This is a genomic window from Roseovarius sp. JB2-10 (assembly GCF_055693585.1).
The window spans coordinates 1,193,466-1,219,288 of record NZ_CM146337.1; the positions used below are offsets into that span (position 1 = coordinate 1,193,466).

26 protein-coding genes and 1 pseudogene are annotated in these 25,823 nt (G+C 56.8%); 15 read left to right on the forward strand and 12 right to left on the reverse strand.

Annotation, left to right across the window (positions count from 1 at the left end):
- Positions 1-73: 73 nt before the first annotated feature.
- Positions 74-1,186 (reverse strand): S-(hydroxymethyl)glutathione dehydrogenase/class III alcohol dehydrogenase, encoded by a 1,113-nt coding sequence (locus tag ACZ1HJ_RS05910; RefSeq protein WP_472721389.1) that lies wholly within the window; start codon positions 1,184-1,186, stop codon positions 74-76.
- A gap of 204 nt (positions 1,187-1,390) precedes the next feature.
- Between ACZ1HJ_RS05910 and ACZ1HJ_RS05915 the strand changes: the two genes are divergently transcribed.
- Positions 1,391-1,591, forward strand: coding sequence for an I78 family peptidase inhibitor (locus ACZ1HJ_RS05915; RefSeq protein ID WP_472721390.1), 201 nt, complete (start codon positions 1,391-1,393; stop codon positions 1,589-1,591).
- Here the strand turns inward: ACZ1HJ_RS05915 and ACZ1HJ_RS05920 are convergent.
- Together ACZ1HJ_RS05920 and mazG are read right to left on the reverse strand one after the other, a co-directional pair.
- On the reverse strand, positions 1,588-2,175 hold the full coding sequence (locus ACZ1HJ_RS05920) for a hypothetical protein (protein ID WP_472721391.1): 588 nt from the start codon (positions 2,173-2,175) through the stop codon (positions 1,588-1,590). The two genes, ACZ1HJ_RS05915 and ACZ1HJ_RS05920, sit on opposite strands and share 4 nt — an antisense overlap.
- A 111-nt stretch (positions 2,176-2,286) precedes the next feature.
- Complete coding sequence (mazG, locus tag ACZ1HJ_RS05925; protein ID WP_472721392.1) at positions 2,287-3,111, reverse strand: nucleoside triphosphate pyrophosphohydrolase; 825 nt, start codon at positions 3,109-3,111, stop codon at positions 2,287-2,289.
- Between the two features lie 63 nt (positions 3,112-3,174).
- Here mazG and ACZ1HJ_RS05930 point away from each other — a divergent pair, with 63 nt between their 5' ends.
- The 3 genes from ACZ1HJ_RS05930 to ACZ1HJ_RS05940 are packed head-to-tail and all read left to right on the forward strand — an operon-like array spanning position 3,175 to position 5,794.
- Positions 3,175-4,338: a M20 aminoacylase family protein gene (locus ACZ1HJ_RS05930; RefSeq protein WP_472721393.1), complete on the forward strand. Its 1,164-nt coding sequence runs from the start codon at positions 3,175-3,177 to the stop codon at positions 4,336-4,338.
- Between the two features lie 54 nt (positions 4,339-4,392).
- The gene (gene speB / locus ACZ1HJ_RS05935) at positions 4,393-5,361 is read left to right on the forward strand and encodes an agmatinase (RefSeq protein ID WP_472721394.1); all 969 of its coding nucleotides are present in this window, start codon (positions 4,393-4,395) and stop codon (positions 5,359-5,361) included.
- Between the two features lie 28 nt (positions 5,362-5,389).
- Entirely contained in the window at positions 5,390-5,794 is a 405-nt protein-coding gene (locus ACZ1HJ_RS05940) for a DUF1499 domain-containing protein (protein ID WP_472721395.1), read from the forward strand.
- Here the strand turns inward: ACZ1HJ_RS05940 and ACZ1HJ_RS05945 are convergent.
- Positions 5,756-6,019 (reverse strand): hypothetical protein, encoded by a 264-nt coding sequence (locus ACZ1HJ_RS05945; protein WP_472721396.1) that lies wholly within the window; start codon positions 6,017-6,019, stop codon positions 5,756-5,758. The two genes, ACZ1HJ_RS05940 and ACZ1HJ_RS05945, sit on opposite strands and share 39 nt — an antisense overlap.
- A gap of 63 nt (positions 6,020-6,082) precedes the next feature.
- Here ACZ1HJ_RS05945 and prfA point away from each other — a divergent pair, with 63 nt between their 5' ends.
- From prfA to ACZ1HJ_RS05970, 5 genes are all read left to right on the forward strand, one after another.
- A complete protein-coding gene (gene prfA, locus ACZ1HJ_RS05950; RefSeq protein ID WP_472721397.1) occupies positions 6,083-7,132 on the forward strand; it encodes a peptide chain release factor 1 in 1,050 nt (349 codons plus the stop codon).
- A complete protein-coding gene (locus ACZ1HJ_RS05955; RefSeq protein ID WP_472721398.1) occupies positions 7,129-7,734 on the forward strand; it encodes a N5-glutamine methyltransferase family protein in 606 nt (201 codons plus the stop codon). The genes prfA and ACZ1HJ_RS05955 overlap by 4 nt, the downstream gene beginning before the upstream one ends.
- A complete protein-coding gene (locus tag ACZ1HJ_RS05960) occupies positions 7,725-7,946 on the forward strand; it encodes a hypothetical protein (RefSeq protein WP_472721399.1) in 222 nt (73 codons plus the stop codon). Before ACZ1HJ_RS05955 ends, ACZ1HJ_RS05960 begins: the two co-directional genes overlap by 10 nt.
- 240 nt (positions 7,947-8,186) lie before the next feature.
- The gene (locus ACZ1HJ_RS05965; protein ID WP_472721400.1) at positions 8,187-8,756 is read left to right on the forward strand and encodes a DUF4167 domain-containing protein; all 570 of its coding nucleotides are present in this window, start codon (positions 8,187-8,189) and stop codon (positions 8,754-8,756) included.
- A gap of 212 nt (positions 8,757-8,968) precedes the next feature.
- Positions 8,969-9,568, forward strand: a complete 600-nt coding sequence (locus tag ACZ1HJ_RS05970; protein WP_472721401.1) for a hypothetical protein — start codon at positions 8,969-8,971, stop codon at positions 9,566-9,568.
- 8 nt (positions 9,569-9,576) lie between these two features.
- On the opposite strand, the gene rsmA is transcribed toward ACZ1HJ_RS05970, so the two are convergent.
- The 6 genes from rsmA to lptF are packed head-to-tail and all read right to left on the reverse strand — an operon-like array spanning position 9,577 to position 17,007.
- Positions 9,577-10,389: a 16S rRNA (adenine(1518)-N(6)/adenine(1519)-N(6))-dimethyltransferase RsmA gene (gene rsmA / locus ACZ1HJ_RS05975; RefSeq protein ID WP_472721402.1), complete on the reverse strand. Its 813-nt coding sequence runs from the start codon at positions 10,387-10,389 to the stop codon at positions 9,577-9,579.
- Positions 10,390-10,408: 19 nt separating this feature from the next.
- On the reverse strand, positions 10,409-11,380 hold the full coding sequence (gene pdxA / locus ACZ1HJ_RS05980) for a 4-hydroxythreonine-4-phosphate dehydrogenase PdxA (protein ID WP_472721403.1): 972 nt from the start codon (positions 11,378-11,380) through the stop codon (positions 10,409-10,411).
- Positions 11,377-12,606 carry a peptidylprolyl isomerase gene (locus tag ACZ1HJ_RS05985; protein ID WP_472721404.1) on the reverse strand — a complete coding sequence of 410 codons (1,230 nt, stop codon included), beginning with the start codon at positions 12,604-12,606 and terminating at the stop codon, positions 11,377-11,379. The genes pdxA and ACZ1HJ_RS05985 overlap by 4 nt, the downstream gene beginning before the upstream one ends.
- 17 nt (positions 12,607-12,623) lie before the next feature.
- Positions 12,624-14,804, reverse strand: a complete 2,181-nt coding sequence (locus tag ACZ1HJ_RS05990) for an LPS-assembly protein LptD (RefSeq protein WP_472721405.1) — start codon at positions 14,802-14,804, stop codon at positions 12,624-12,626.
- Entirely contained in the window at positions 14,801-15,892 is a 1,092-nt protein-coding gene (gene lptG, locus ACZ1HJ_RS05995; RefSeq protein ID WP_472721406.1) for an LPS export ABC transporter permease LptG, read from the reverse strand. The genes ACZ1HJ_RS05990 and lptG overlap by 4 nt, the downstream gene beginning before the upstream one ends.
- The gene (gene lptF / locus ACZ1HJ_RS06000; protein ID WP_472721407.1) at positions 15,889-17,007 is read right to left on the reverse strand and encodes an LPS export ABC transporter permease LptF; all 1,119 of its coding nucleotides are present in this window, start codon (positions 17,005-17,007) and stop codon (positions 15,889-15,891) included. The genes lptG and lptF overlap by 4 nt, the downstream gene beginning before the upstream one ends.
- Before the next feature lie 148 nt (positions 17,008-17,155).
- On the opposite strand from lptF, the gene ACZ1HJ_RS06005 reads away from it, so the two are divergent.
- The 3 genes from ACZ1HJ_RS06005 to ACZ1HJ_RS06015 all read left to right on the forward strand — a co-directional run bounded on the left by ACZ1HJ_RS06005 (position 17,156) and on the right by ACZ1HJ_RS06015 (position 19,424).
- Positions 17,156-18,628 (forward strand): leucyl aminopeptidase, encoded by a 1,473-nt coding sequence (locus tag ACZ1HJ_RS06005; RefSeq protein WP_472721408.1) that lies wholly within the window; start codon positions 17,156-17,158, stop codon positions 18,626-18,628.
- A 1-nt stretch (position 18,629) separates the two neighbouring features.
- Complete coding sequence (locus tag ACZ1HJ_RS06010) at positions 18,630-19,088, forward strand: DNA polymerase III subunit chi (protein WP_472721409.1); 459 nt, start codon at positions 18,630-18,632, stop codon at positions 19,086-19,088.
- Between the two features lie 177 nt (positions 19,089-19,265).
- Positions 19,266-19,424: a hypothetical protein gene (locus ACZ1HJ_RS06015; protein WP_472721410.1), complete on the forward strand. Its 159-nt coding sequence runs from the start codon at positions 19,266-19,268 to the stop codon at positions 19,422-19,424.
- 74 nt (positions 19,425-19,498) lie between these two features.
- Here ACZ1HJ_RS06015 and ACZ1HJ_RS06020 read toward each other — a convergent pair whose 3' ends face one another.
- Entirely contained in the window at positions 19,499-19,870 is a 372-nt protein-coding gene (locus tag ACZ1HJ_RS06020) for a cupin domain-containing protein (RefSeq protein WP_472721411.1), read from the reverse strand.
- Between the two features lie 110 nt (positions 19,871-19,980).
- Between ACZ1HJ_RS06020 and ACZ1HJ_RS06025 the strand changes: the two genes are divergently transcribed.
- On the forward strand, positions 19,981-21,636 hold the full coding sequence (locus ACZ1HJ_RS06025) for a Y-family DNA polymerase (RefSeq protein WP_472721412.1): 1,656 nt from the start codon (positions 19,981-19,983) through the stop codon (positions 21,634-21,636).
- Positions 21,637-21,638: 2 nt separating this feature from the next.
- Here ACZ1HJ_RS06025 and mbfA read toward each other — a convergent pair.
- Positions 21,639-22,615, reverse strand: a pseudogene (gene mbfA / locus ACZ1HJ_RS06030) (iron exporter MbfA).
- 132 nt (positions 22,616-22,747) lie between these two features.
- On the opposite strand from mbfA, the gene ACZ1HJ_RS06035 reads away from it, so the two are divergent.
- Positions 22,748-24,478, forward strand: a complete 1,731-nt coding sequence (locus ACZ1HJ_RS06035; RefSeq protein ID WP_472721413.1) for a sensor histidine kinase — start codon at positions 22,748-22,750, stop codon at positions 24,476-24,478.
- Positions 24,475-25,815: a sigma-54-dependent transcriptional regulator gene (locus tag ACZ1HJ_RS06040; RefSeq protein WP_472721414.1), complete on the forward strand. Its 1,341-nt coding sequence runs from the start codon at positions 24,475-24,477 to the stop codon at positions 25,813-25,815. The genes ACZ1HJ_RS06035 and ACZ1HJ_RS06040 overlap by 4 nt, the downstream gene beginning before the upstream one ends.
- The last annotated feature ends 8 nt before the right edge of the window (positions 25,816-25,823 follow it).

Genomic DNA, 25,823 nt, shown 5'->3' on the forward strand with positions numbered 1-25,823 from the left:
GCGACGACGAAATGTCAAAAGCCAAATGGCTGAGAGCCCGAAGCTGTCCCCGGGCTCTCAGAAGATTTGAAAATCAATAGACAACGACGCTGCGGATACTCTCACCCGCATGCATCATTTCAAAGCCTTTATTGATCTCTTCAAGCTTCAGGATATGCGTGATCATCGGATCGATTTCGATCTTGCCCTCCATATACCAGTCAACAATCTTGGGCACATCCGTCCGGCCCGAAGCGCCACCAAAGGCGGTGCCCCGCCAGCTGCGACCGGTGACCAACTGGAATGGACGGGTTGAGATTTCAGCGCCTGCCGGAGCCACACCGATGATGATGCTTTCCCCCCAACCCTTGTGCGACGCTTCCAATGCAGTGCGCATGACGCCCACATTGCCCGTGGCATCAAAGGTGTAATCCGCGCCACCTCCGGTCAGTTCAACCAGATGACCCACCAGATCGCCTTTGACATCGTTGGGGTTCACAAAATCGGTCATGCCAAACTTTGTGGCCATGTCGACTTTGCCAGCGTTCAGATCAACGCCCACGATCTGATCGGCGCCCGCCATTCGCAGTCCCTGGATCACATTGAGGCCAATGCCGCCCAGACCAAAGACAATGGCCCGGCTGCCGATCTCGACCTTGGCGGTGTTGATCACCGCGCCGATGCCCGTGGTCACGCCGCAGCCGATGTAGCAGATTTTGTCGAACGGTGCGTCCTTGCGCACCTTGGCCAGCGCGATTTCAGGCAGAACCGTGTGGTTCGAGAATGTTGAGCACCCCATGTAGTGCAGAATGGGCGTGCCATCGAGCATCGAAAAACGGCTTGTGCCGTCTGGCATCACGCCCTGACCCTGGGTCTCACGGATTGACTGGCAGAGGTTGGTTTTTGGATTCAGGCAGTATTCGCATTCCCGACATTCCGGCGTGTAGAGCGGGATCACATGGTCGCCGACCTCCAGTGAGGTAACACCCGGACCAACCTCAACCACGACACCGGCGCCTTCATGGCCCAGAATGGCTGGAAACGCGCCTTCAGGATCTGCACCTGACAGCGTAAAATCATCAGTGTGGCAAAGGCCTGTGGCCTTGATCTCAACCAAAACCTCGCCCGCCTTTGGGCCATCCAGGTTCACTTCCATGATTTCCATTGGTTTGCCCGCTTCCAGGGCAACGGCGGCAGTCGTACGCATAATGTCTGTCCTCTCTTTCTTTTTCGCGACTTTGAGGGACAGAATGTCCTTTTTCAATGCTGCAGATCGATGAGCTTGCGTGATTGACGCGGAATCTGCCAAGTTTGACGCAAAATCAAAGAAGTGAGACGGATGCGTTTTTACACAATTGTTTGCCTTGCTATGCTCTCAGCTTGTGTTCCCGCAAAGGAACCGGAGCAAACGATGCCTGATGAGGGCGCTTGCGGCGCTGCTGCATTGCAACATCTGGTTGGTCAACCCGTTGGGTCCCATGATTTCGAAGCAGAAGGAAAGCCCCTGCGCATCCTGCCGCCGGGTTCGGTCATGACGCTGGACCATCGGGTCGAACGCCTGAATGTCGACCTGGACAAATCGGATGTCATCACACGTATCTGGTGCGGTTAGTGTCTGTGGCGCCGACCCAAGATGATGCTGGAAAGCGCGGTAAGGATAAGCAACCCGGAGGCCGGGACCGGAACCGCGCCACCGATTTCCGTATCGTCCGGAACCTTGGTCCAAAGCGCAAATGTAACGCCGGTCACAGCTGACGTGTCGAAACTGGGTCGGAGGCAACAGAGGCCGCTATATCCGTCGATATCGTCTTCCAGTGCATTCCAGTTTTCCAGCGAGATGTAGCTGACAACATCACTTTTGAAGGATGCGGCGTAGGGCGTGTAGATCGAACAGACGTCGAGGAGGAAAGATGCCTCACATCCGGCAACGCGCGGATCTGCATCGATGTCGGAATGCGCATTGATCAGGTTCAACAACGCAAAGTTGGCAGAGCCTGCAGTGAGTTCATCCAAGACACCGTCGGATGTACGCGTGCAGCCGTCAAAGACCTCGGCGCATGACCCGGCGACGAACGCAACATCATACAGTTGACCCGCCACGTTGACGTTGGTTGCACCGGTTTTTGTGAGGGTCGCGGCGGTAGCCGTCAGTGGGGTGATCAACCCGATCAACACAATCAGCACGTTCAGTTTCATGATGTTGCACCCCCAAGTCGCACTCGAACACATCGTCTACGTTAACACTAAATTAACCTTGGTTAACATGTCAAAGTTGTGGAGGCATCGAGAGGGCTGCGGCAGGTGGGGTCAAGTTTCCCGAGAACGCTCTTCTGCTTTTACGGCGTCCCAAAGCGCATCCATTTCGGCCAGATCGGATGCCTCAGGCGTCTTGCCGCGTTCGGCCAGCATCGCTTCAACCCGTTCAAAACGTCTCGTGAATTTGGCATTTGCGGCCCGTAGCGCGCTTTCCGGGTCCAGTTTCATATGCCGTGCAAGATTGGCCATGACAAACAGAAGATCGCCAAACTCTTCTTCAACCTTGTCCTGGGTCAGTGTCTCGGCCGCTTCCTGCAGTTCGGCGGCCTCTTCGGTGATCTTGTCCAGAACATGCGATGCATCTGGCCAGTCAAATCCAACCCGCGCTGCCCGTTTTTGCAATTTCACCGCGCGCAAAAGTGCCGGTAATCCCGTCGCCACACCATCTAATGTACCCGTCTGCGCTTTGGCCGCGCGTTCCGCTGCCTTGACCGTCTCCCAATCCCGCGTTTGCTGTTCTGCGGATTTGTCACGCGATTCGTCGCCGAACACATGCGGGTGGCGCGCCACCATTTTGTCCGCGATGGCGTTCGCGACATCATCAAACGCAAACAGGTCCTTGTCGCTCGCGATCTGGGCGTGAAACACGACTTGCAACAGCAGATCACCCAATTCACCTCTCAATTCGTCCCATGCTGAGCGCTCGATGGCGTCAGCGACCTCATACGCCTCTTCGATCGTATACGGCGCGATGGTGTTGAAATCCTGTTCGATATCCCAGGGGCAGCCCGTGTTCGGATCGCGCAGGCGGCGCATGATTTCGATGAGGCGCGGCATTGCCCGGGTAGCATCATGGATCAAGGCGTCATCGGGCATTGCGGTTCTATCCTCTTTGGGGTTGAGTGGACCGTGACAAGCAATCGGGACGGAGTCCAGACCATGGCAGTTATCAATCGCATCGCCGGGTTTGCCGATGAAATGACCGCTTGGCGTCGGCACCTACATACACGACCAGAACTGGGGCTTGAGTGCCACGAGACAGCCGCTTTCGTCGTGGATCGTCTACGTGAGTTCGGTATCACCGAGATCGAAACCGGGATTGCAACCTCTGGCGTTGTGGCGGTCATTGAAGGGCGCGGGGATGGTCCCACAATTGGATTGCGGGCGGATATGGATGCCTTGCCGATTGAAGAGGCAACCGGGGCAATCTGGAAATCGGAAAACGAAGGTGTCATGCATGCGTGTGGTCATGATGGGCACACAACGATGCTTTTGGGTGCGGCTAAATATTTGGCGGAAACGCGCAATTTTACGGGGCGCGTCGCGTTGATTTTCCAACCGGCCGAAGAAGGCCCTGGTGGTGGGAAGCTGATGGTAGAGGCAGGCATTTTGGATCGCTATGATGTATCTGAAGTTTATGCCTTGCATACCCTGCCCGGTGTCGAGGCCGGGGGTTTTTACACCTGCCCCGGACCGATCATGGCTGCGGTAGATACGTTCCATATCAACATACAGGGGCGGGGAGGGCACGGGGCCTATCCGCATGATACGCGTGATCCGGTGATTGCGGCTGCTGGCATGACGCAGGCCATTCAAACCATTGTAAGTCGCAATCACTATGCGCTGGATGATCTGGTCGTATCCGTCACGCAAATTCACACGGGAAGTGCGGAAAACATCATCCCGGACACCGCGTATATCAATGGCACGATCAGGAGCTTTGACCCACAGGTTCAACAGATGGTCTGGGCGCGTTTGCGCGAGATCGTGGACGGGCAAGCGGCGTCGTATGGCGTAACGGCGGAGCTGCGGATTGACCAAGGCTATCCCGCAACAGTGAACGACCCGGGCCGCATCGAATTTGCCACCGGAGTTGCCCAAGAAGTGGCCGGTGAAGCACCTGTGGTCACCAATCGAACACGAGAAATGGGTGCGGAGGATTTCTCGTTTATGCTCAACGAAAGGCCCGGAGCGTATTTGTTTTTGGGTCAGGGAGAGGCCGCAAGCCTGCATAATCCCGCGTTTGACTTCAATGATGCCGTTGCACCGATTGGTGCCTCGTTTTTTGCGCGGCTTGTGGAGCGGGCGCAACCTGTGGGATGATGCCTTTCAGAGCGCCGCCCACCCACCCTCCCCGACACTCTGAAAGGCATCACTATGGCACTTGAGGACGCAAAAAATCAGGTAGATCAGGCGTTTACACGCAAGGATCTGCGCGGGTTGAGCTTTGAAAGCACATTTGGCGGGGCCACGTCTTTTGTCAGGCGGCGATACACCAAAGACCTGAAGGGCGTGGATATTGCCGTGACAGGTGTGCCATTTGATCAGGCGGTAACAAACCGCCCTGGCACCCGGCTGGGGCCGCGGGGCGTTCGGGAAGCGAGCTGTTTGCAACCCTTTGATGCCCCCTACGGATGGGGCGGCTACAGCCCGCTCGAAGAATTCAACATTGTAGACTACGGAGACGTGGCGTTTGACTACGCCAATATCCCTGCTTTTCCGGCCGCTCTTGAAGCGCATATCGCGGGTATTCTGGATGCGGGCAGTACAAGCATCGCGATCGGTGGCGACCACTATGTTTCATTCCCGATTCTGCGGGCCTATGCCAAGAAATTTGGTCCCCTGTCCTTGCTGCAATTTGATGCGCATTCGGACACGTGGGCAGATGACGATATGGACCGGGTCGATCACGGCACAATGTTCTACAAGGCTGTCAAAGAGGGTCTGATTGATCCCAAGACATCTGTTCAGGTTGGGATACGCACCACAAACGAGGATAACCTTGGCGTTCCGACAATTGATGCCCGCGAAGTCCATGAAACAGGGCCTGTCGCCGTGGCCCAAAAGATCAAAAGCATTTTGGGAGACCGGCAAACCTACGTCACATTCGACATCGATTGTCTTGACCCGGGTTTTGCACCGGGTACCGGCACGCCCGTCTGGGGCGGGCTGAGCAGCGGACAGGCGTCCATCATCCTGCGCGATATAGCAGGCATCAACATGGTTGGCGGTGATATTGTGGAGGTTTCGCCGCCCTTTGATACAACAGGTGCTACGGCAATTGCCGGGGCCCATGTTGCGATGGAATTGATCTGCCTGTGGGGATGGACGCGACGCAAACCATGAGGCGTGTTTGATCAGGATGAAGAACAAGATGACGACCATTGCGTTGATGAGTGTCGCTGCATTGTTGATTGTGACGCTATGGGCACGCTTTGCGCCAACAGATGTGGGGCAATGGCATCGCATGTCTGACACCGTACAGCCCGGGGATCAGAGCAACAGTGCGATGCGCGTGATCGAATCCGGTGAGGGGTATTGGCCTGCCTTGAACGAAGTTATCCGCGCCACACCACGCACCGGAGTTCTCGCAGGTCTGCCGCAAGACGGTATGGTCACATATGTGACCCGAAGCGCCGTTTTCGGATTTCCGGATTACACAACGATCCGGCTACGCGACGGGAAAATCGAGATATTCGGAAGGGCGCGATATGGGCTGTCTGATTTGGGCGTCAATGCCTCACGTATCGACGCTTGGATCGCCGCTGTGGTCGAGTGACGAGGACAGGCATCCCTCAGATACTTCGCGCCACATAGGTACGTTCAACGACATCTGACATTGCGCCATGAACATTCGGCCATCCACCTGAAGGCAGGTTGTGTCACCAAGTTCCACGCGTTCGCCTTGACGATCCGTACAGTAGCAATCGATCGTCTTGCCTTGGGATTTGACGTCTGCCAGCGACGGGCTGGCGGCGATAATGAATAAAACGAGCCATCTCATAGGGTGATCTTAGCATAGTCTGTGCTCTTGACCAAACCCCAAGGATAAGGGACACGGAGCGCCATGATACCTTTGGATCGACTTGCGCAAATCACCCAACGTTTCGAGTTTATCGAAGCGCAAATGTCCGAGGGCACCGGTGATATCGCCAAGCTGGGCAAGGAATATTCGGATTTACGTCCTCTTGTCGAAGAAATCCGGGCATACCAGCAGCTTCTGGGCGACATCGACGCTGCAACGGCCATGCTGGACGATCCCGAGATGCGCGATTTGGCCAATGATGAGTTGGCAGATCTGGAAGCGCGCCAACCAGATATGGAAGCGGCACTGCAGCTGGCGTTGTTGCCAAAAGATGAGGCCGACAAACGCCCCGCAATCGTTGAAATCCGGCCGGGTACAGGGGGCGATGAGGCGGCGTTGTTTGCAGCCGATTTGTTGCGCATGTACCAGAGGTTTTCCGAAGCCCATGGCTGGAAATTCGAACTGATCGAAGAACAGCAGAGCGAGCTAGGTGGGATCAAGGAAGCCGTCGCGCATGTGAAAGGTGAAAACGTTTTTGCGCGGCTCAAGTTTGAATCCGGTGTCCACCGTGTGCAGCGGGTACCGGAGACGGAGTCCGGCGGGCGTATTCATACATCTGCTGCAACGGTTGCTGTTCTGCCCGAAGCCGAAGACGTGGATATTCATATCGACGCAAACGACCTTCGCATCGACACGATGCGCAGCTCCGGCGCAGGCGGGCAGCACGTGAACACGACGGATTCCGCCGTTCGGATCACGCATATTCCGTCGGGCATCGTTGTGACCAGTTCCGAGAAATCGCAGCACCGCAATCGCGAGATTGCGATGCAGGTGCTGAAAACCCGGCTCTACGACATGGAACGTCAAAAGGTTGACGATGAGCGATCCGCAAACCGCGCAGCGCAAGTTGGTTCGGGTGATCGTTCCGAGCGTATCCGCACCTATAACTTTCCCCAAGGCCGGATGACGGACCACCGCATCAACCTGACGCTCTACAAGCTGGATCAGGTAATGGCCGGTGATCTGGACGAAGTGATCGATGCCCTGACCGCCGATGCGCAGGCCACGATGCTGGCGGAGATGAACGGGTGAACGAAACGCAGGTGATTGCCCGCGGCGCGCGTTTGCTTTCGGATCATGGCATTGCGGACCCACAGCGCGAGGCGCGGCTGCTGTGGCGGGCGGCCTTTCCGCGGCGCTATGAGGATTATGAAGCGGCAATGGCAGGCAGGTGGGAAGCGGACTTTGAAAAGCTCATCGCTCGGCGCTGCAAGCGGGAGCCGATGTCGCATCTGCTGGGCTACCGCGACTTCTATGAACATCGCTTCAGCGTCAGTGGCGATGCATTGGACCCGCGGCCAGAAACGGAAACGCTGGTCGTTGCCGCGCTTGAAGTGCCGTTTGAGCGCCTGCTTGATCTGGGCACCGGTTCGGGCTGCATCCTGCTTAGTCTGCTGGCGGCACGGTCTGAGACCACAGGTGTCGGGACGGATCTATCGGAAAAGGCGCTGACCGTGGCGCGCCGGAACACATTCACGATGGAGCTGAACCATCGCGTCACGCTGATCCAATCTGATTGGTTCACGGATGTCGACGGGACGTTTGATCTCATCGTCTCCAACCCCCTTACATTGCCACCGAAGAGATGGCGGCACTGGCGCCTGAACTGTCCTTTGAACCGCGCATGGCACTGACCGATGAAGGTGACGGGTTACGTGCCTACCGCAGCATTACGGCCAATGCCGGACTGCATTTGAAACCCGGTGGACATCTTATGGTTGAAATCGGTTGGACCCAGGGTCAGGCGGTCACTGAAATGTTCCATTCAGCCGGGTTTCAGGAGGTTGGAATCGTTCCTGATCTGGACGGTCGCGACCGCGTTGTGCAGGGCGTTTGGCGGGGTTAAACCCCCAGAAAACTGCAAATTTCAGGCTTGAATCTGCACAAAACGGTTAAAATCGACTGTTTGTACTTGTGCCATCGCCTTCCGCATGTTTATTGGAGCGTAGATCAAGACGGAGGATGCCCTAGGGCGGTCCCGCTTGACACCAAGCCAAGACATGTCGGATTCGGGTCATTTTATCGGCGCAAGGGGCGCCAGTCGGATCAAAAGGCACATTGAGCATAGGGCTGCACAGCAAGTATCATGAGATCATCGAAGTCACGTTCGCGGAATAAGAACAACCGCAACCGGTCTGTAGGCAATGTGGTCAATCGAGTTTTTGATAGCTCGGGACCGGAGGGCAAAGTACGTGGGACGCCCCAGCAGATCATTGAAAAATATAACCAGCTGGCGCGGGATTCCCAGTTGTCCGGCGATCGGGTTGCGACAGAGAACTTTCAGCAGCATGCAGAACATTACCTGCGTCTCCTGGGGGCCGCTCAGAAGGAGCAGGACGCCCGCCGCGAGCAGCAGGAACGCGAAAACCGTGAGCGTCAGCAAGAGCGTGACCGGGAACGCGCCAAGCGCCAGGAGCGTGAATCCAACCGCACCGATGACGATCCAGCGGCAGCCCCACAACCCGATGTGATGGAGCAGCCAGACGTTGCAGATAGCGGGTTGGTTGAAACCCCGGAAAGCCAGCAGGCGCCCAAACCCAAACGCCCGCGCAAACCAAAAGCCCCGAAGGCAGGTGATACTGCGCAGCTTGACGCAGGCAGTGGCCAGTCACCGGACGGCGGTGACGCCCCGGATGCACCGGAAGCGGCCGAATAACACAGACTTTTCAATCGGTTTTCACAAGCTTTGCCTGCAAAGTGTGGCCTATGCTGTGAAGAGTTGCATAGCGCACGTGGTGCGTTTTTTGACCACAAATGCGATTCGCCGTATTCTGACGGCATTTAAGAACGATGCGGCGCATATTTTAATTCCAATTTCGAAGTTTCGCGTGCCGCAATGCATGATGAATTTCAAAGGAGGATTTGAACATGTTGCGAATGATTAGTTCATATCTGGCCGCGATTTTACTGTCTGCCCAGGCACATGCGGCCACCATCGATTTCGGAAATAGCGACGTTGATCCATTTGTGTCTTTTGGCCAGGACGGTTTTACGATTGCCCGAACAGTTGGCACGGCCTGGGATCTGACAACCAGTTTTTCGGTTTCCGGGGCCAGCCTTGCGACAGCTTTTAATGGTGATCCCTCTCAAGTCGGTGATCGCGTTGAACTGACACGGGACGGCGGCGGCAACTTCCGGTTCGTCTCTCTCGCACAGCGTGCGCTGTCGACGATTGGCAATGGCTCAGACGAAATCAGTGTTACCGGCCTTCTGGGTGGGTTGCAGGTGTTTCAGTTTGATGTGAACAGCCTGTCGACCGTGTTCGGGACTGTTAACAGCCCCAGCAACGCCCTGATCAACAGGTTACGGTTTGAAGTTTCGGTAAAAGGCAGTTCTGCGCGTTTCATCGACGATATCGATGTAAGGCCCGACACTGGGGTCATTCCTCTGCCTGCCAGTGCGTGGCTGCTTATATCGGCTCTCGGTGTGGTGTGGGTGCGGTTTGGCCGACGTGCCGGTGCCGCCTAGAGGCGTCGTTACGGTGCCATTTGTCGCGCAAGCGCACAGAATTGTTCCAGCCCAACGGTTTCGGCGCGGTCGGTAGGTTTAATGCCCGCAGCGATCAGGCGGTCCTCGATATCCGGTGCCAGCCCCTTGAGCGCGGCGCGTAGCATCTTGCGGCGTTGGTTGAACGCTTTGGCCACAACTTTTTCCAACACCTTTTGGTCGGCCTCAAACCGAGGCTCAGGCAGGGCTTTCAGATGCACCACTGCACTCGAAATCTTGGGGGGCGGTGTGAATGCCTCGGGCGGCAGTGTCATGACAATCCGTGCCTCGCACCGCCACTGCGCCAGCACGGCCAGCCGTCCGTATGCTTTGCCGCCAGGTTGGGCCACGATCCGGTCAGCTACTTCGCGCTGGAACATCAGCGTCAGGCTCTGCCAATAGGGCGGCCATGACGGAGGTGTCAGCCAACGCACCAACAACTCGGTACCGATGTTGTAAGGCAGGTTGGCGGCCACGCGAATAGGGGGTGTCAGGTGGCTCAAAGGGTCCAGTTCAAGCGCATCCGCATTGATCACCGTAAGACGTCCCGGGCACGCTTTGGCAATTTCTTCAAGCGCGGGCAGGCATCTGACATCCTTCTCGACAGCCAGCACCCGGCGTGCGCCTTCGGACAAAAGCCCGCGTGTCAGACCGCCGGGACCCGGCCCGATTTCCAACACATCGCATGCGCTGAGATCACCGGCCTGCCGGGCAATCTTTGATGTCAGGTTGAGATCCAGCAGAAAATTCTGTCCCAGTGATTTGCGTGCGGCCAAATCATGCGCCGCGATAACCTGACGCAACGGGGGAGGTCATCGAGGCTCATGCGCCACGCACAGCGCCCATCCGGGCCGCCATTTTCAGAGCTTCGATCAGAGATGTCGGATTGGCTTTGTCTTGACCAGCGATATCCAGTGCCGTGCCGTGATCCGGAGATGTGCGCACAAAGGGCAAGCCAAGGGTCACATTCACACCACGGTCAAAATCGAGCGTCTTGATGGGGATCAGGGCCTGATCATGATACATGCAGACAGCTGCGTCATACCCGGTGCGCGCAGCGGCATGAAACATCGTATCTGCCGACATCGGTCCGCGCAGATCCATCCCCTCGCCGCGCAATCGTGTCAAAAGAGGTGCAATCAGGTCTATTTCTTCGCGGCCCATTTTGCCGCCTTCGCCTGCATGAGGGTTGAGGCCTGCCACGGCAATCCGCGGGGCGGAGATACCGAAATCACGGATCAAGGACGCATGAGTTGTCCGCAATGTTGCGTCGAGCCGTGCTTCTGTCAGGTGCTCTGGCACCTGCGACAAGGGGATGTGGATCGTGGCAGGAACCACACGCAACGCGTCGCTTGCCAACATCATGACCACGCGGTCCACGCCCGCCAAAGCCGCGAGATATTCCGTATGTCCGGGATATTGAAACCCGGCACCGTCCTGCAACGCCTGTTTGTGAATGGGCGCGGTACAAAGCGCGGATGCTGCGCCGTCCTGCACCAGATCGACGCCGCGGGCGATCACATCGATGACACTTTGTGCGTGCTGGGGGTTTGGGGTACCAAGGGTCAGTTCGCCTTGGAAATCATGGCGCAGGATAGGCATGCCGCTGGCACATGCGCCCATAGCTTCGGAAGGCTCATTGATTTCGATAACCTGTATGCCCGATGGCACATGGCGAGGGTCACCAATCAGAAAAAACGGAAGGTCCGAGCCAAGTGCCTGCCAGGCGCGCGCGGCAATTTCAGGGCCTATGCCCGCCGGTTCGCCGCAACAGAGTGCGACGGGGCGTGTCATTTTTCGACGATCCGTGCCTCGGCCCGCAGCTGTTCAAGATAGCCGTTAGCAAAAGAACTGAGGCGTTGGCTCCGGATGAAACCTGTCAGGTCATCATCCGTCGGTCCATCCTCGCCAAGCTGCGGTGTGCGACCACACAGCATCAGAAAAACCAGGGTTTGGCCATTTGCGCGCGTCAGTGCGGTTGACACTTCACCAGGGTCCAGTTTGGACAACTCCAGCGCAATATCTGTCGGCAACTCATCTGGCGCTTTCGTACCGCGATCCAGAACTGTCTCCGGCTGGCCTTGTGCAATGCCATAAAGATCATCACAGGTGTCTACATTGGCCTCGACACGGGCGGCACGGGACAGTGCCTGTTCGCTGCGGCCGCCATCGATGTAATAGGCCGCATACTCGATTGCCGCGTATTCAGTGGCTGGTGCTTCCAGCTCCTCAATATCGCGCAACTGGAAGAGCGCAACGGCACCGTCAAATGGAAAGGGTTCAGAAACTTCACCGGGTGCAAGGCTTATGATGACTGGTCGTAAACGCGCTGGTAGATCGGTGATAGGCTGCCAGTCGAGGCGGCCACCACGGCCTTTAGTCCGGGAAGCCGAATAGCGCCTCGCTTCTGCTGAAAACTCTGCTTCAGACTCAGCCTGCGATATTCGATCTATCCGTTCTTGAATAACTTGCGGGCTAACGCCACCGGTTGGGATCACAATTTCCGAAAGAAGCACCCTTATACCTGCACGACCAGAAACAGCGGATCTGGCACGATCAAGGTCCGACTCAGATACAGAAACCCGGTTGAGAAAAAGTGTCCGAGTGACCTCTCTCCACGTGATTCCAGCTTTTACATAGTCACGCAGTGTTTCTCTGGCGACGCCTGCGCCTTCCAAGGCACGCACAAACTGGTCCAGATCCATATTTGCACGTCCGGCGAATTCTTCCATTTCGTCTTCAAGTTCTTCGTCTTCAATTACGACACCATTTTGTTTGGCCGCATCCGCCTGTAGACGTTCTTCGACCAATTGCTTGCGCGCAAGTTTCACAAGATCTCCCGGCACTCCAAACAAAGTCCACATGCGCGTGCGTTGGTCGATTTCGTAGCGAGAGATGGCTTGATCATTCACCGTTATGACGGTTTCAAACAGGTTTTGCGCAGATATAGGTAAAGCCGGCGCAGCAAATATGCATGCGACCGCAAGAACCCGGATGAATGAGGCAAGGAATTTACGCATATCTGGTTTCACTCTGCTTACTTCTTGCATTTGCGAACATAGGACTTGTCCGACGTTTTTGCACTAAACCCTCTGAGCCCGACGGTGAGGCCGATATCGGTGGATGCTTCAAGGTTAGTGGAAGACGTAAACCGGCGTAAGGCCGAAAGCTCGATTTCCACACACTCGTTGGTATATTTTATACCCACACCCGCCCGAACACTACTGTCTGTCACCACGTCATAGCGCCATTCCGCACTGCCCGTCCAGTGGCGCGACAGCCGGTAACTGCCATCGAATTCCCATTCTGAAATGGTACGTGCGCGATCTTCGGCCGGATCGGCCTGAATCCAGATGAAGGAAGCGCCGATATTGGCGCGCTTGTTGCGCCAGCTGGCGCGCGCCTCGGCCTTGGTTGCGTCAAACGCATCGTCAAAGATGCTGCGCGCGGTAAAAGCCATGCCATTGGGCAGCTTGAGCTGCCCCGCGATCAGATAGTCAGAAAATTTTTGTTGCAGGCCGGAGGCGTTGGTGAAGCTGGTTGAGCCATTGCTTTCCAAAAGACTGTCGTCGCGGATCACCTGCCCGAATGTTAGTGTCGATTTGGCGCCGCGCGGATCGTAGCGCGTCCAGTTGATGCCATATGCTATACTTGCCCCGCGTTCGCGGCGATCTGGCGCTGTAAATCGCGACAGAGACAACAAGTTGCCCTCGTCAAAATCAATCCGCGTGCTTTCGTCATTGGGCACGTCCGGATTGCTGCCACCAACCCAGGCCAGTTGCACCACCGGCTCGATCAGATGGGTGGTTCCGCGTGCCGTGGTTTTTGTCAAAGGCATGCGAAAGACCAGTGACGTCGAGGGAGTGACTTCGGTTGCCTCTGACCGCGATGTACCACCCGATTGGCTGATGCGGAACGTGTCGACGTCAACACCGGTCTGAAACTGGGTCTTGATGCCGTATGGCAAAATCCAAGTGCGGTACCAGTTTGCACTGGTCGTCAGGCGGCTGACGTCTCGCCCGTCCGCAAAACGGTCAAAATCAAGCCCGTCCGTTTCGAGGTCGGATTGGCGGAAATGGCTGTGGGCTTCGGCCGCGAACCGCAACTCCCCTCCGACAACCCTTGGGAAAACACGACGCTGGTATTCCGCATTGCCGACGATGGTGGGCAGGGTCGAATTGCTTTCGTCAATGCGCAGCGTCTCGAAATGAGTGACGGCGGCGCGGATGAATTCATCGCGCTTGGCGCGTTCAATGGACACCTCACTGTCCAGCCGATCCTTGGCCGTAATCGAATAGTCTTCGAGATAGGTGTCGTCGTTGACGGTCTCCAAATCGAAGGCCAGCTTGAAGCCTCTTGGCAAATCGAAGCTGCCTTTGACAAACAGATATGCGCGGTTTGTGCGGTCCCCGGCCTGATCGTTTGAGATCGCGCCGTTGACTTCAATATCGCCTTTGCGAAAGGCCTGGCGATACCGAAACCCGAGCGTTGTCGATTTGGTGGCAATGAAAGGCGTCAGCGTCAGGTCGCGATGATCACCCAGTTTGATAAAGTACGGAACGCGCACCCCAAAACCCAGTTCCGTGGAGCTGACCACCGTCGGGATCAAAAAGCCCGTGGCACGATCCAGTGTGGGGTCGGGCAATCGCAGGCGGGGCAGGTAGAAAACCGGCACATCCAGAATGCGAAATTGCGCGTCGTGGAAATAAAGCTGGCGTTCGTGTTGGTCGTGAATGACACGGCGGGCCCGGATCGACCATAACGGCACATTGCCGTCATGGCAGATACGGCACGATGTGACCGTTGCCTTGTAAAGCTGGGTGTAGCGCCCGCCGACGCGGTTCAATTCATGCGAGGCCAATTGCAACTGATCATCCAAAACCACGCGTGCGCCGCGCAGGATGCCGTTTTTCATTTCCCGATCCAGCGATCCAGAATCCGCCAGCACCAGGGTCGATTGGCCGTCATCCAGCGTGATGGGGCCATTGATTTCAAGCGTCTCAGTTTTACGATCATAGGTAATGGATTTCGCCATCAGGCGTTGGCCCTGATAGACGGCTTCAACATTGCCCTCCGCAACCAGCTTGTCGTCCCCGGTTATATAGACGTCATCGGCGACCAGCAGCGCGGGAAGGTCTGGCCCGTCCTGGGCGTGCGCCGTTTGGGAAAAAATCAACAGGCCAAGTGATATGGCAAGAAGACGGAACAAACGGGTCATCCATCCTCCATATGCAGCAGAATGCCCAATGCCAACAGGAATGCGGCAACCGGTGGTGCCCACGCGGCCAGAAGGATTGGAATTTGTCCGTTTTCACCGAGTATCTGGGCGAAGTTCCGGATGTAGTGCAGGCTGAACCCCAGCATGACCGCAGTCAGCACCGAAATGCCGGTATTGCCCAAGCGGGTGTGGCGCATGGTAAAGGCGGCTGCCACCAACACCAATGCGGTCAAAAACAGCGGGCGGGCCAATTCCATCTGAAACCACACAGCATAGCGCCGTGCGGAAAAACCTGCTTGTTCCAACTGCCGGATGAACCTCGGCAGATCCCAGATCGGTATGTATTCAGGCTTGCCGAAACTGTCGATGATGCGGGCCTGGGTCAGGGACGAAGGGATCGACATTTGCGGCATGATTGATGCTTCGGATTCCGGATTACCACCCGGTTTGAGATTCCATTGTTTGGCATCGGTTAACAGCCATTCTCCGTTCGAAAGTCTGGCCGAGGGGGCGGCAACGCGCGTCAGCGGCTCACCTTCGGGAGAGAAGGAAACAAAAGTGGTATCATACAGCACGCCCACATCCGAACTGGCGCGGGCGGCGTGGATCACTGTCTGACCATCTGATGTGCCCTGCCGCAGCCACAGGCCTTCCACCGAAATTGCCAGTACGTTTGACCCGAAGCCGACATAAGTATTGACCAGATCATGATAGCGTTTGGAGGAGGCGGCCACGATCGGGTTCATCATGGTGACCGACAAAATACCGATCATCGCGGCAACGGTCAGCGGCGCAACCAACGTGCCAAGTGCCGAGCGTCCCGCAGCCCGGACAACGACCAATTCAGAACTCCGCGCGACGCGTACGAAAAGTGCAACGGAGGCAAGAATGATAATCAGTGGCAAAATCTCGTAATTTGCCTGAGGCAGTTTCAGCAAAACAACTTCGAGTACTTCACCAAAAGTAAGGTCCGGAAAGTCCTGCAATTCATCAACCAGATCAATCAGGCCAAGCAGGATCACAAAGACGAAGAAGATCGTCAGAAAAGTCCACAGGAACCGACGGGCAAAGTAAAAGTGAAGTATCACGGCGCATCCTCGGCTGGTTTGCGGGTTCGCAACAGATGCGACACGCCGGGATTTGCAGAGATATAGAGCAGCAATACCGTTAGCACGCCGCCCACCAAAATGGGTACGTACATCAAGGGCCAAAGTGCTGCGTTCGACAGCACGGGGGACGCAACAACCCCTTCAATCAGTTTCACACCGATCAGCAGGAAGAATGCGGTGACGACCTGCCACCAGACGCCAAAGCGGCTGTAATTTCCCAGCAAAAGGGTCGCGAACCCAACCGTTGCAGCAACAATACACATCAGCGCCTGGGCAAAACGGTTATGTGCCTCATATGCGATATCGCCCCGCCTCGCTGAACTGCGTTCTGCCACCTCATCAGGGCGCAGCAGCAGATCAGCCGTTTCGGCGAATGCCACATTGTTCAGGTTGGTTGAGTTGCGTGAAACAAGCGAGCTGATGTCGTAGGAAAAATCATCAAAGTGGGTGGTAAAAAGGCGGTTTTCCTCACGTTTGAAATTCTGCGCCAGACCGGCCACCATGACCAGTTTCGTGCCACCACCTTCCTGGACAAGATAGGCCGTCGAGGACGTGTAGGTTACCGGGTTTTTACGATCCCGCCGGTCAGACAGAAATACGTTTTGCAGCTCCCCAACCGGGGTGATGTGGCGAATGTAAAATGTAATTCCGGGTGCGGGATGCAAAAATTCACCCGCTGTCAGAAGCTTTGCAGTGATGTTCTGGCTGATTTCGGCCTGCCGCTGTTTGAGTTGCGACAGACTGCTCGGGATCAGGAAATGGGTCAGGATGGACATCATGACAGCCACGATGATTCCGTAAATCACGACGGGACGGATCAGCCGGTAGGGCGAGTAACCGGTGGCCTGCATTACAGTCAGCTCGCTTTCGGTGCTGAGCCGGTTTGTGACGTAGACGGCCCCTGCAAATGCAGCGATTGGCAGGACGACCCCGATTACCCCGGGGAGCGTAAGGGCCGTAAATTCAAGGAATACCCAGGCAGGCTGACCATCTGCGATCAGCCGATCAAACATGCGCACAGCTTTGTTGATCCAGAAGATTGAAACCAAAACCAGTGCGAAGAAACCGAAAAGCACCATGAATTGCGACAGCATATATCTGTCGAGATCTGGTCACGCGTACCCCCTGGTTAAGCCCCGTTGGCGATCAGACTAACGGAATTGGCAGCGAGGGAAAACTGCTATCTGGTCAAGTCGGCGATGGCGCGCTAGGACTCCCTTACCCCAGAAAAGGAACTGCCAAATGACCAAGCCGGTTGCCGTAAAATTCATTGAGACAGATATCGATCAGATTGCAGAAGCGGAAGGCCGTGTTGCTGTCATTGTCACCCCTGATGGCAAATTGGATTCCGGCGCACGGCGGGTGAACCGTCTGACCAAGGGCGCGTTGGCCCGTCTGGTGGAAAGTGACGTTTGGGAAAAGAAAAAAGAAGGTGATCTCGTTACCATCGCGTGGCCCACAGGGCTGGCCGCCGAAGCGCTTGATGTGATTTGCCTGTCGCGCTCCGCCAAGTCGGATGAGTTACGCAAAGCGGGTGTGGCTCTCGGCCGTGCAAAAGGCAAAGCCGCGTTGCTGGTACTGGCCGGTCAAGTTCGCCGCCCGGTGGTTTTGACACTGGGTGTCTTGCTGCGCGCCTATGAATTCGTCGCGCACAAAACAGCTGAACAAAAAGATGCAGGCGAGGTTACCATGATGGTGGCCAAGCCAGATGAGGTCAAAACCGATGCCGGTGCCGCCATGGCGGTTGCAGAGGGCGTGTTTTTCACCCGCGATCTTGTGAGCGAACCGGCCAACCACCTGACCACCATCGAATTCGCAGACCGAATTGCCGCGATGAGCGAGCTTGGTCTCAAGATCAAGATTCTGGACGAAGACGAATTGGGTAAGCTGGGTATGAACCTGCTTTTGTCGGTCGGCCATGGCAGCATCACGCCTTCCAAGGTGGCCATCATGGAGTGGAACGGTGGCAAGAAAGGGGATGCCCCGCTGGCGCTGATTGGGAAGGGCGTTGTCTTTGATACGGGCGGCATTAGCCTTAAGCCCGCCACTGGTATGGAAGACATGACCATGGATATGGGTGGTGCCGGTGTGGTTGCCGGTGTGATGCGCACATTGGCATTGCGCAAGGCCAAGGCCAACATTGTCGGTCTGGTTGGTCTGGTCGAAAACATGCCCTCGGACCGTGCCACACGCCCCGGCGATGTTGTGACGTCCATGAAAGGTGACACTGTTGAGATCATCAACACCGATGCGGAAGGGCGCTTGGTTTTGGCCGATGTGCTCTGGTACGCACAGGAGACATACAAACCCTCCGGTATGATCAACCTCGCCACTCTGACCGGCGCGATTATCATTGGTCTGGGTCACGAAAACGCAGGTGTCTTTTCGAACGACGACACGATCAGCAAGAACTTCATCAAGGCGGCGGATGCCGAAGGGGAAGGCGCATGGCGCATGCCCATGGGCAAGGCCTATGACGACCTGCTGAAGAGCAACATTGCGGATATGAAAAACGTTGGCGGTCGGGCGGCTGGGTCGATCACGGCGGCCCAGTTTTTGCAGCGTTTCGTGAAAGAAGGCTGTCCCTGGATTCACCTCGACATTGCTGGGGTTGCATCGGTCAAAGCGGAAACCACGTATTCGCCAAAAGGAGCAACGGGCTGGGGCGTCATGGCGTTGAACCGTCTCGTGGCGGATGTCTACGAAGGCGATTGATATGGGTGCCGCCTATTTTTATCACCTGACGCGAGCCCCTGTTGAAGTGACCTTGCCCATGTTGCTGGGCAAGGCATTGGGTGCCGGATGGCGCGTGGCGGTGCGCGGTCAGGACATGGCGCGCATGGAATGGCTCGATGAAAAACTGTGGCTTGGCCCGGAAGAGGCGTTCTTACCGCATGGGCTGTCCGGCAAACCGCACGCCGCAGATCAGCCGGTTCTTTTGACCACGGCGGATGATCTGCCCAACGGCGCGACATGTCTGATGAGTGTGGATGGCGCCGATGTAACGGCGGATGAAGTCACACAGCTTGAGCGCGTTTGTATCCTCTTTGATGGAAATGATCCGGTTGCCTTGGATCGTGCACGCGGGCAATGGAAGGCTGTGACCGACGCAGGGTGTTCGGCGCAATACTGGTCCGAAGAAACCGGAAAGTGGGAAAAGAAGGCCGAAAAATAGAGCGATTTGAGCTCGTGCGATACTCAAGCTTCATCCTTTGAACGCCTTTTCCCGTCAGCAAGACAATTACGTTTTTGAAACATTTAACCCGGTTTTCAGACGCAAGACTGAAACGAAGGTGCTTCATACCCTGTCTCCAGAAGCAAACACGACAACATACTTTCTAGGAGACAAAAAATGAAAACTGTAACGTTCTTTCTGGCGCTGACACTGAGTGCAAATTCCGCGATGGCTTATGGCCTGAACATGGGCGGCATCACACCTACGTTGACCTTCCCTTCGGATACATCTGAGGCAGAAACAGTCGCCAAGGATAAGGTCTCTCTCGACCAATAAGGCATACGTGATGGCATAAAACGGATGGAGCGTTATGAGTGCCCCCTCGTATCCCTCTTTACTTAGTGTTTTGATTAGTAACCGTCTGTTTTAGTGCCGTAAAATACTTTCACCACGTCCTCCAAGACCTCCCATGTAACACGGCTGCCATCACGTACAAAAAGGCTATCGCCGGGCGAAAGCTCGGCGATTTCGCCGCTTAGATGATCCAGCAACCGGCATTGGCCGGACAGGATTGTCATCAACTCATCTCCCTGCTCGGTGCAGTCGAAAACACCCTTGGTGCATCGCCAAATACCCATGCGCGTTGTATGGCCCGATCCGCCGGTTTCAATCCGTCCGGATGCCTTGGGCGAGCCTTGCCGGATTTGATAATTGCTGGCCGGATTGTCGAACGGCCAGTCTTGCAACGGGCCGATATCAGCGTCGGGTTTGTATGAGATCATCGTATGTCTCCTCTAAAATATGTGGCCAGCCTACCGTAACCGACGGCAGGACTCGACTCTGATAGGGCTGCATTCTATTTTGGAACAAATAGAGAACAAACAAGGCTGTCATGCCCAATCGTCGTATCCTTTCGGTCTGGTTCCCGCGTCTGGGGGCTGAACGCCTGCTTCGGCAGTTTGGCGGGATCGAAGAGATCCCCTTTGCCGTGGTGCGTGATAGCGGGCAGATGCAGGTATTGTCCTCCCTTTCGGCTCCGGCTCAGGCGGCCGGGCTGCAGATGGGGCAGCCCCTGCGCGATGCCCATGCCATGTGTGCAGGCCTTGTCACACGGTTGCAAAATCCGCAGGCTGAGGCGGCTTTTCTGGATGTATTGACCCGTTGGTCCGGGCGATTTTCACCGTGGGTTGCCGCGCAGCCTCCAGACGGGCTGGTCTTGGATATCACGGGCTGCGCGCATCTCTTTGGCGGGGAAAGCGCGTTGATGGACCTTCTGGTGCAAGATGCAGCTCATATGGGGGTGACTGCCTGTTGTGGGATCGCCGATACGGTTGGGGCGGCTTGGGCATTGGCACGATTCAGTGGCCAAAAGGCCAGCCACGCCCGGACCGGTGATGCAATTGATCAAGAGGCCCGTGCAACCAGATCGCGGGCGGCAAAGCGGCGGCATTGGGAACGCGGTGGCGCTGCCCCGGCCACTGTTGCGACACAGGCTAACACGCCACGGATCGCGCCTCCGGGCAAGGCTTATGGGGTCCTTTCGGACTTGCCTGTCGCGGGCTTGCGGCTGGCGCCTGAGGTCCAGGAGCAGCTGATCCGTCTGGGACTGCGCCGTATAGGTGATTTGATCGGGCAGCCCCGTGCACCTCTGGCCCGGCGGTTTGGCAAGGGCTTAATCCTGCGGCTGGATCAGGCGCTGGGCTCGGTGCCCGAACCGGTCTCTCCCACCGCCGCACCACCCCGTTTCGCCACCCGGCTGACCCTGCCGGAGCCCATTGGTCTGATCGACGATATGATGGCGTCGCTGGACCGTCTGATCCCCCGTCTGTGCGAGTTGTTACGCGACAAGGGGCAGGGCGCCCGCACCGTCCGCCTGCAGGTATTTCGAGCGGATGGGACCATGCAATGGATCAGTGTTGGTCTGGCACGCGCAGCGGATCAGCCTGATCGTATTCGTCCCCTGCTGGCAATGAAGCTTGAGGAAATTGATGCCGGTTTCGGTATCGATGTGCTGCGGCTGGAGGCCGTGGACACCGAGCCCCTGCATCAACGCAACATGACTGGCCATCTTGATGCTGCCCGGACTGTACAGGACAAACTGGCACAAGGCAGCACGCTGGATGATCTGATCGGCCGGATTGGCGCACGTATCGGCATGCAAGAGATCACCCGCCGCCACCCGGTCAGCAGTCATATCCCGGAAAAGACCGCCCAAACCCTTGCTGCTGCGTGGTCCGAACCCGCACAGCAATGGCCGGCCCCCTCTACACCTCGCCCACTGTTGATCTGGCGGCCCGAGCCGGTGATGGCCCCCGATCATCCACGTCTGTCGGCAGCGTTTCGGTGGCGCGGCATGGATCACGCATTGGTACAGGCAAGCGGCCCTGAGCGGATTGCACCAGAGTGGTGGCTGGACGAACCGGAATGGCGTAGCGGTGTGCGTGACTATTGGCGGGTCTGGACAGAACGGGGGGATTTGCTGTGGCTGTTCTATGCCCATGGCGCGGCGCTGTCCTCGGGCTGGTTCTGTCAGGGCAGTTTCGCCTGAGGCTAGCCCGACCCGATCAGCACCCCAACGGCCAACACCAGACCGCCCCCCAAAACCACCTGGAACGCCGCGCGGAAAAAGGCGTTTCCATGTATCGGTTCTGGATCCAGGCAATGGCCCAAAGTTCAACAAAGACCACGATGATTGCGATGATTGTCGCAGTCCAAAAATCGGGGATCAGATAGGGCAGGGCATGGCCAAGCCCGCCTAATGTGGTCATGACACCCGATGCCAGCCCACGTTTGATGGGGCTGCCCCGGCCTGAAAGTTCGCCATCATCGCTGGCCGCTTCGGTAAAGCCCATCGAGATGCCAGCGCCGACCGATGCGGCAAGACCCACAAGAAACGTCGTCCAGGTGTCCTGCGTGGCAAAGGCGGTGGCAAAAATCGGCGCAAGGGTCGAAACCGAGCCGTCCATCAACCCGGCCAATCCGGGCTGAACCCAAGTCAGTAGAAACTGCCGTTTGGCGGTCTTGTCCTCGGTATCCAATGTGTCCGCGTCCAAATGTTCCGCTTCCAGCTCTCCTGCTCGGGTTTCATGCCCGGCCTCAGCAGCGGCCAAATCCCCCAACAGCTTGCGGGTGGCCGCGTCAGACGTGCGCGCTGCAGCCTTCAGGTAAAACCGACCCGCATCGCGTTCCATCGCGGCCGCTTCTTCGCGGATGCGTTCAAGTCCAAGGTTCTCGACAAGCCACACGGGGCGGCGCGCATAAAATCCCGCAACATGTTCGCGGCGGATCAAAGGGATCACGTCCCCGAACCGCTTCTGATGCAGTTCTATCAGGCGTTGCCGGTGGCCATCTTCTTCCACGGCCATGCCATCAAACACACGCGCTGAATCTGGGAAATCTGATCGCAGCATTTCGGCATAGCTGCGATAAATTCGGGCGTCATCCTCTTCGGACGAGATCGCAAGCGCCAAAATTTCCTGCTCATTCAACTCGGCAAAACGGCGGCGCGTAGAGATACCTGGGATCATAGAAAGCTCACTTTTAGAATCATTCTAACTTTGACGTGAATATGATGCAATCCTCAAGTGACAGGGCCTGGTGCGGTAAACGCGCGCATACCAAACCTTGCAATTCAAAATTTTTCGGGTCAATCGAAGGGCATGCGCGTTCTGCCCACCCTTGGTCTTCTTCTCCTGTCGCTGGTTGCGGCGATTGGTGTGTTCCGCTTGTCATACGGATATTTTCAATCCGAGGAGTTGTCCAAAGCCGAGGGACGCTTGTCGCTCTACCGCAGTACGGTCATTGCGGAACTGGAGCGATTTTCGCACCTGACTTTTGTGCTGGCGCGTGACCCCTTTGTCATCTCAACTGCCGCAGACGGAGACACGACGGGATTGGACCAAAGGCTCAGGAAGTTCGCGGAAAAGTCCGGTTTGGATGCAATCTACCTGATCGACCGGAAAGGGTTGACGGTTTCGGCTTCCAACGCTGGCGAAACGCCCAGTTTTGTCGGGCAGAATTACGCATTTCGGCCCTATTTTCAGGCCGCGCGGGACGGCAGACAGGGCCGGTTCTATGGCATCGGCGCAACGACCGGATTGCCCGGCTATTTCATTGCGGACCCGGTTCGAGGCGCCTCAGGTGATATTCTGGGCGTGATCGCGATCAAAATTGACCTGTCAAAACTGCAAAACAGTTGGCGGGAATCCGGTGAACAGGTGTTTTTGGCCAATGGGGACGGTGTGGTGTTGCTTTCGTCAGATCCCGAATGGCGATACCGGACATTGGATGTTTTGAGCACAGACCAACGCGCGGCGATCGATGCGGCACGACAATTTCCTGGTCAATCGCTTGATCTTTTGAATTGGACGTCTGTGGCCGATGGGCGCGTCGAAATCAACGGCGCAGCGCGGTTGCATGTGATGGCGCCGGACCTGCCTCATGATTGGGCGCTGCATTATTTTGCCAGCGACGATCGCGCGGTTGTGCGCAGTTGGCTGGTGACCGGATCGGCGGTGCTTCTTGCAGGTTTGGTGCTGTTGTTCTTGCAAATTCAACGCGCCCGCAGGATGGGCGTCGCGCTCCGGCGGTCTGAATTGGAAGAAGCCGAATTGCGCGCCGCCAATGAACGTTTGGCTGTCGAGATTGAGGAACGCCGAACGGCCGAGCGCCGATTGAAGCGCACGCAGGACGAATTGGAAAGCGCCAGCCGTCTGGCTGCTTTGGGGCAACTGGCGGCGTCTGTTACGCATGAGCTTGGTCAACCCATCGCGGCGATGCGCAATTACCTGGCTGCCGCAGAAATCACCCAGAACGGTCAGGGCCCCATGACGTCAAAAATTGGCGCGCTCGTCGATCGGATGGAGGGCATCACCCGGCAACTCAAGTTCTTCGCCCGCACGGAGCGTGACACATTTGGCAAGGTTGACCTGCGTTCCGCCTTGCAGGCGTCGCTGGCTCTCGTGGCGCCAAACATCGACGCACATCATGTGGCCGTTGATCTGGAACTGCCCCCCGATCCCGTGCCCGTACGTGGGAACAAACTTCGGCTTGAACAAGTAATGACCAACATTCTGCTCAATGCTCTTGACGCTATGGAAACGGTCGATACCCCAGTACTAAAAATCAGCACTGGTATGGATGGGACGACCGCATGGTTCGAGGTTGCCGATAACGGGCACGGCCTGGGCGAAGCTACGCTGGCGGATCTGCAGGAACCATTTGTCACAACGCGCGAGAGTGGACGTGGGATGGGTTTGGGACTGGCGATTTCAGCAGGTATTATCAATGACCATGGTGGGCAAATGAGCGCAAAGAACGATGGTGAAACCGGAGCCGTGTTCCGCGTGGAATTCCCGAACATCCACGGTCAGGATTCAGAAGCCGCATGAGTGAGATCACACAAAAGAGCATACTTGTCGTCGATGATGACAAATTGATCCGCCAGTCCTTGATTGAGCTTTTGAACGCAGATGGGTGGCGCGTAGAGGCCTTGACCCGGGCGGAACGCGTGGCGGAGCGCCTAAGTGAATTTTGTCCTGATGTCATTTTGTCGGATGTGCGCATGCCGGGCATGTCCGGACTGGATCTTTTGGCCAGCCTTGATACGGCAACAGCGCCGCCGCTGGTTTTGATTTCGGCGCATGGCGATATCCCGATGGCGGTGCAAGCCATGCAGGATGGGGCGTATTCCTTTGTCGAAAAACCGCATGAGCCGCGCCGATTGCTGAGCATTCTGGCGCATGCGGCGGATCAGTACAGGATGCAACAAACCAATGCGCGGCTGCGCCATCGGCTCCTGAGCCTTTCCGGGTTGGACCGCATTCTGTTGGGCAACACGCCCGAAATCAACGACTTGCGGCTTGATATCGTCGACGTGGCAGATTCCGACATGGCCGTCCTGATCCAAGGGGAAACTGGCACCGGCAAGGAGCTGGTTGCGCGCGCCTTGCATGATCTTGGCGCGACAGCAGGCGGGCCTTTTCTGGCGTTGAATTGCGCCGCCCTTTCACCGGATACGTTTGAAGCGGAAATGTTTGGTGTGGCCGGGGGTGCTGATGGCCGGCTTTTGGCGGCTTCAGGTGGAACGCTTTTTCTGGACGAGATTTGCACCTGCCCCATGGATGTACAGGCGAAACTACTGCGCGTGATCGAGGACAAACAAATTCTGCCTGTTGGTGCCGCCCAACCCGTATCTGTAGATTTCCGCGTTGTGTCGGCGACAAACGAAGATGCAGCGCAGGCTGTGATAGATCAACGGTTGCGACAGGATCTGCTCTTTCGCCTCAATACGATGGTTTTGCAATTGCCGGCGCTGCGACAAAGACGTGACGACCTTATGTTGCTTCTGGCGCATTTCCTTGGGGAATTTGCCCGTGTCTACGAAATTGCCGCACCTGAGATAACACAGGATGATGTGGCCGCTTTGATGGCGCATGATTGGCCGGGAAATGTGCGCGAACTTCGGAGCGTGGCTGAACGACGCGTACTATCCGCACGTCGCGGCGCGGGCTCAATGGCGGAGGCCCTTCGCACGGATCACCCATTGGATGATGTTCCCGACACACTGCGCGGCGCCGTGGCGGCCTTTGAACGCGAGTTGATCGGCAAAGCAATCACCGCACATGAAGGGCGGATGGACGCAGTCGCGGAATCCTTGGGCATCGGTCGGCGTACATTGAACGAAAAAATCGTCAAACTCGGGCTTGATAAAGAAGCTCTGCTCTGATGTCGGCG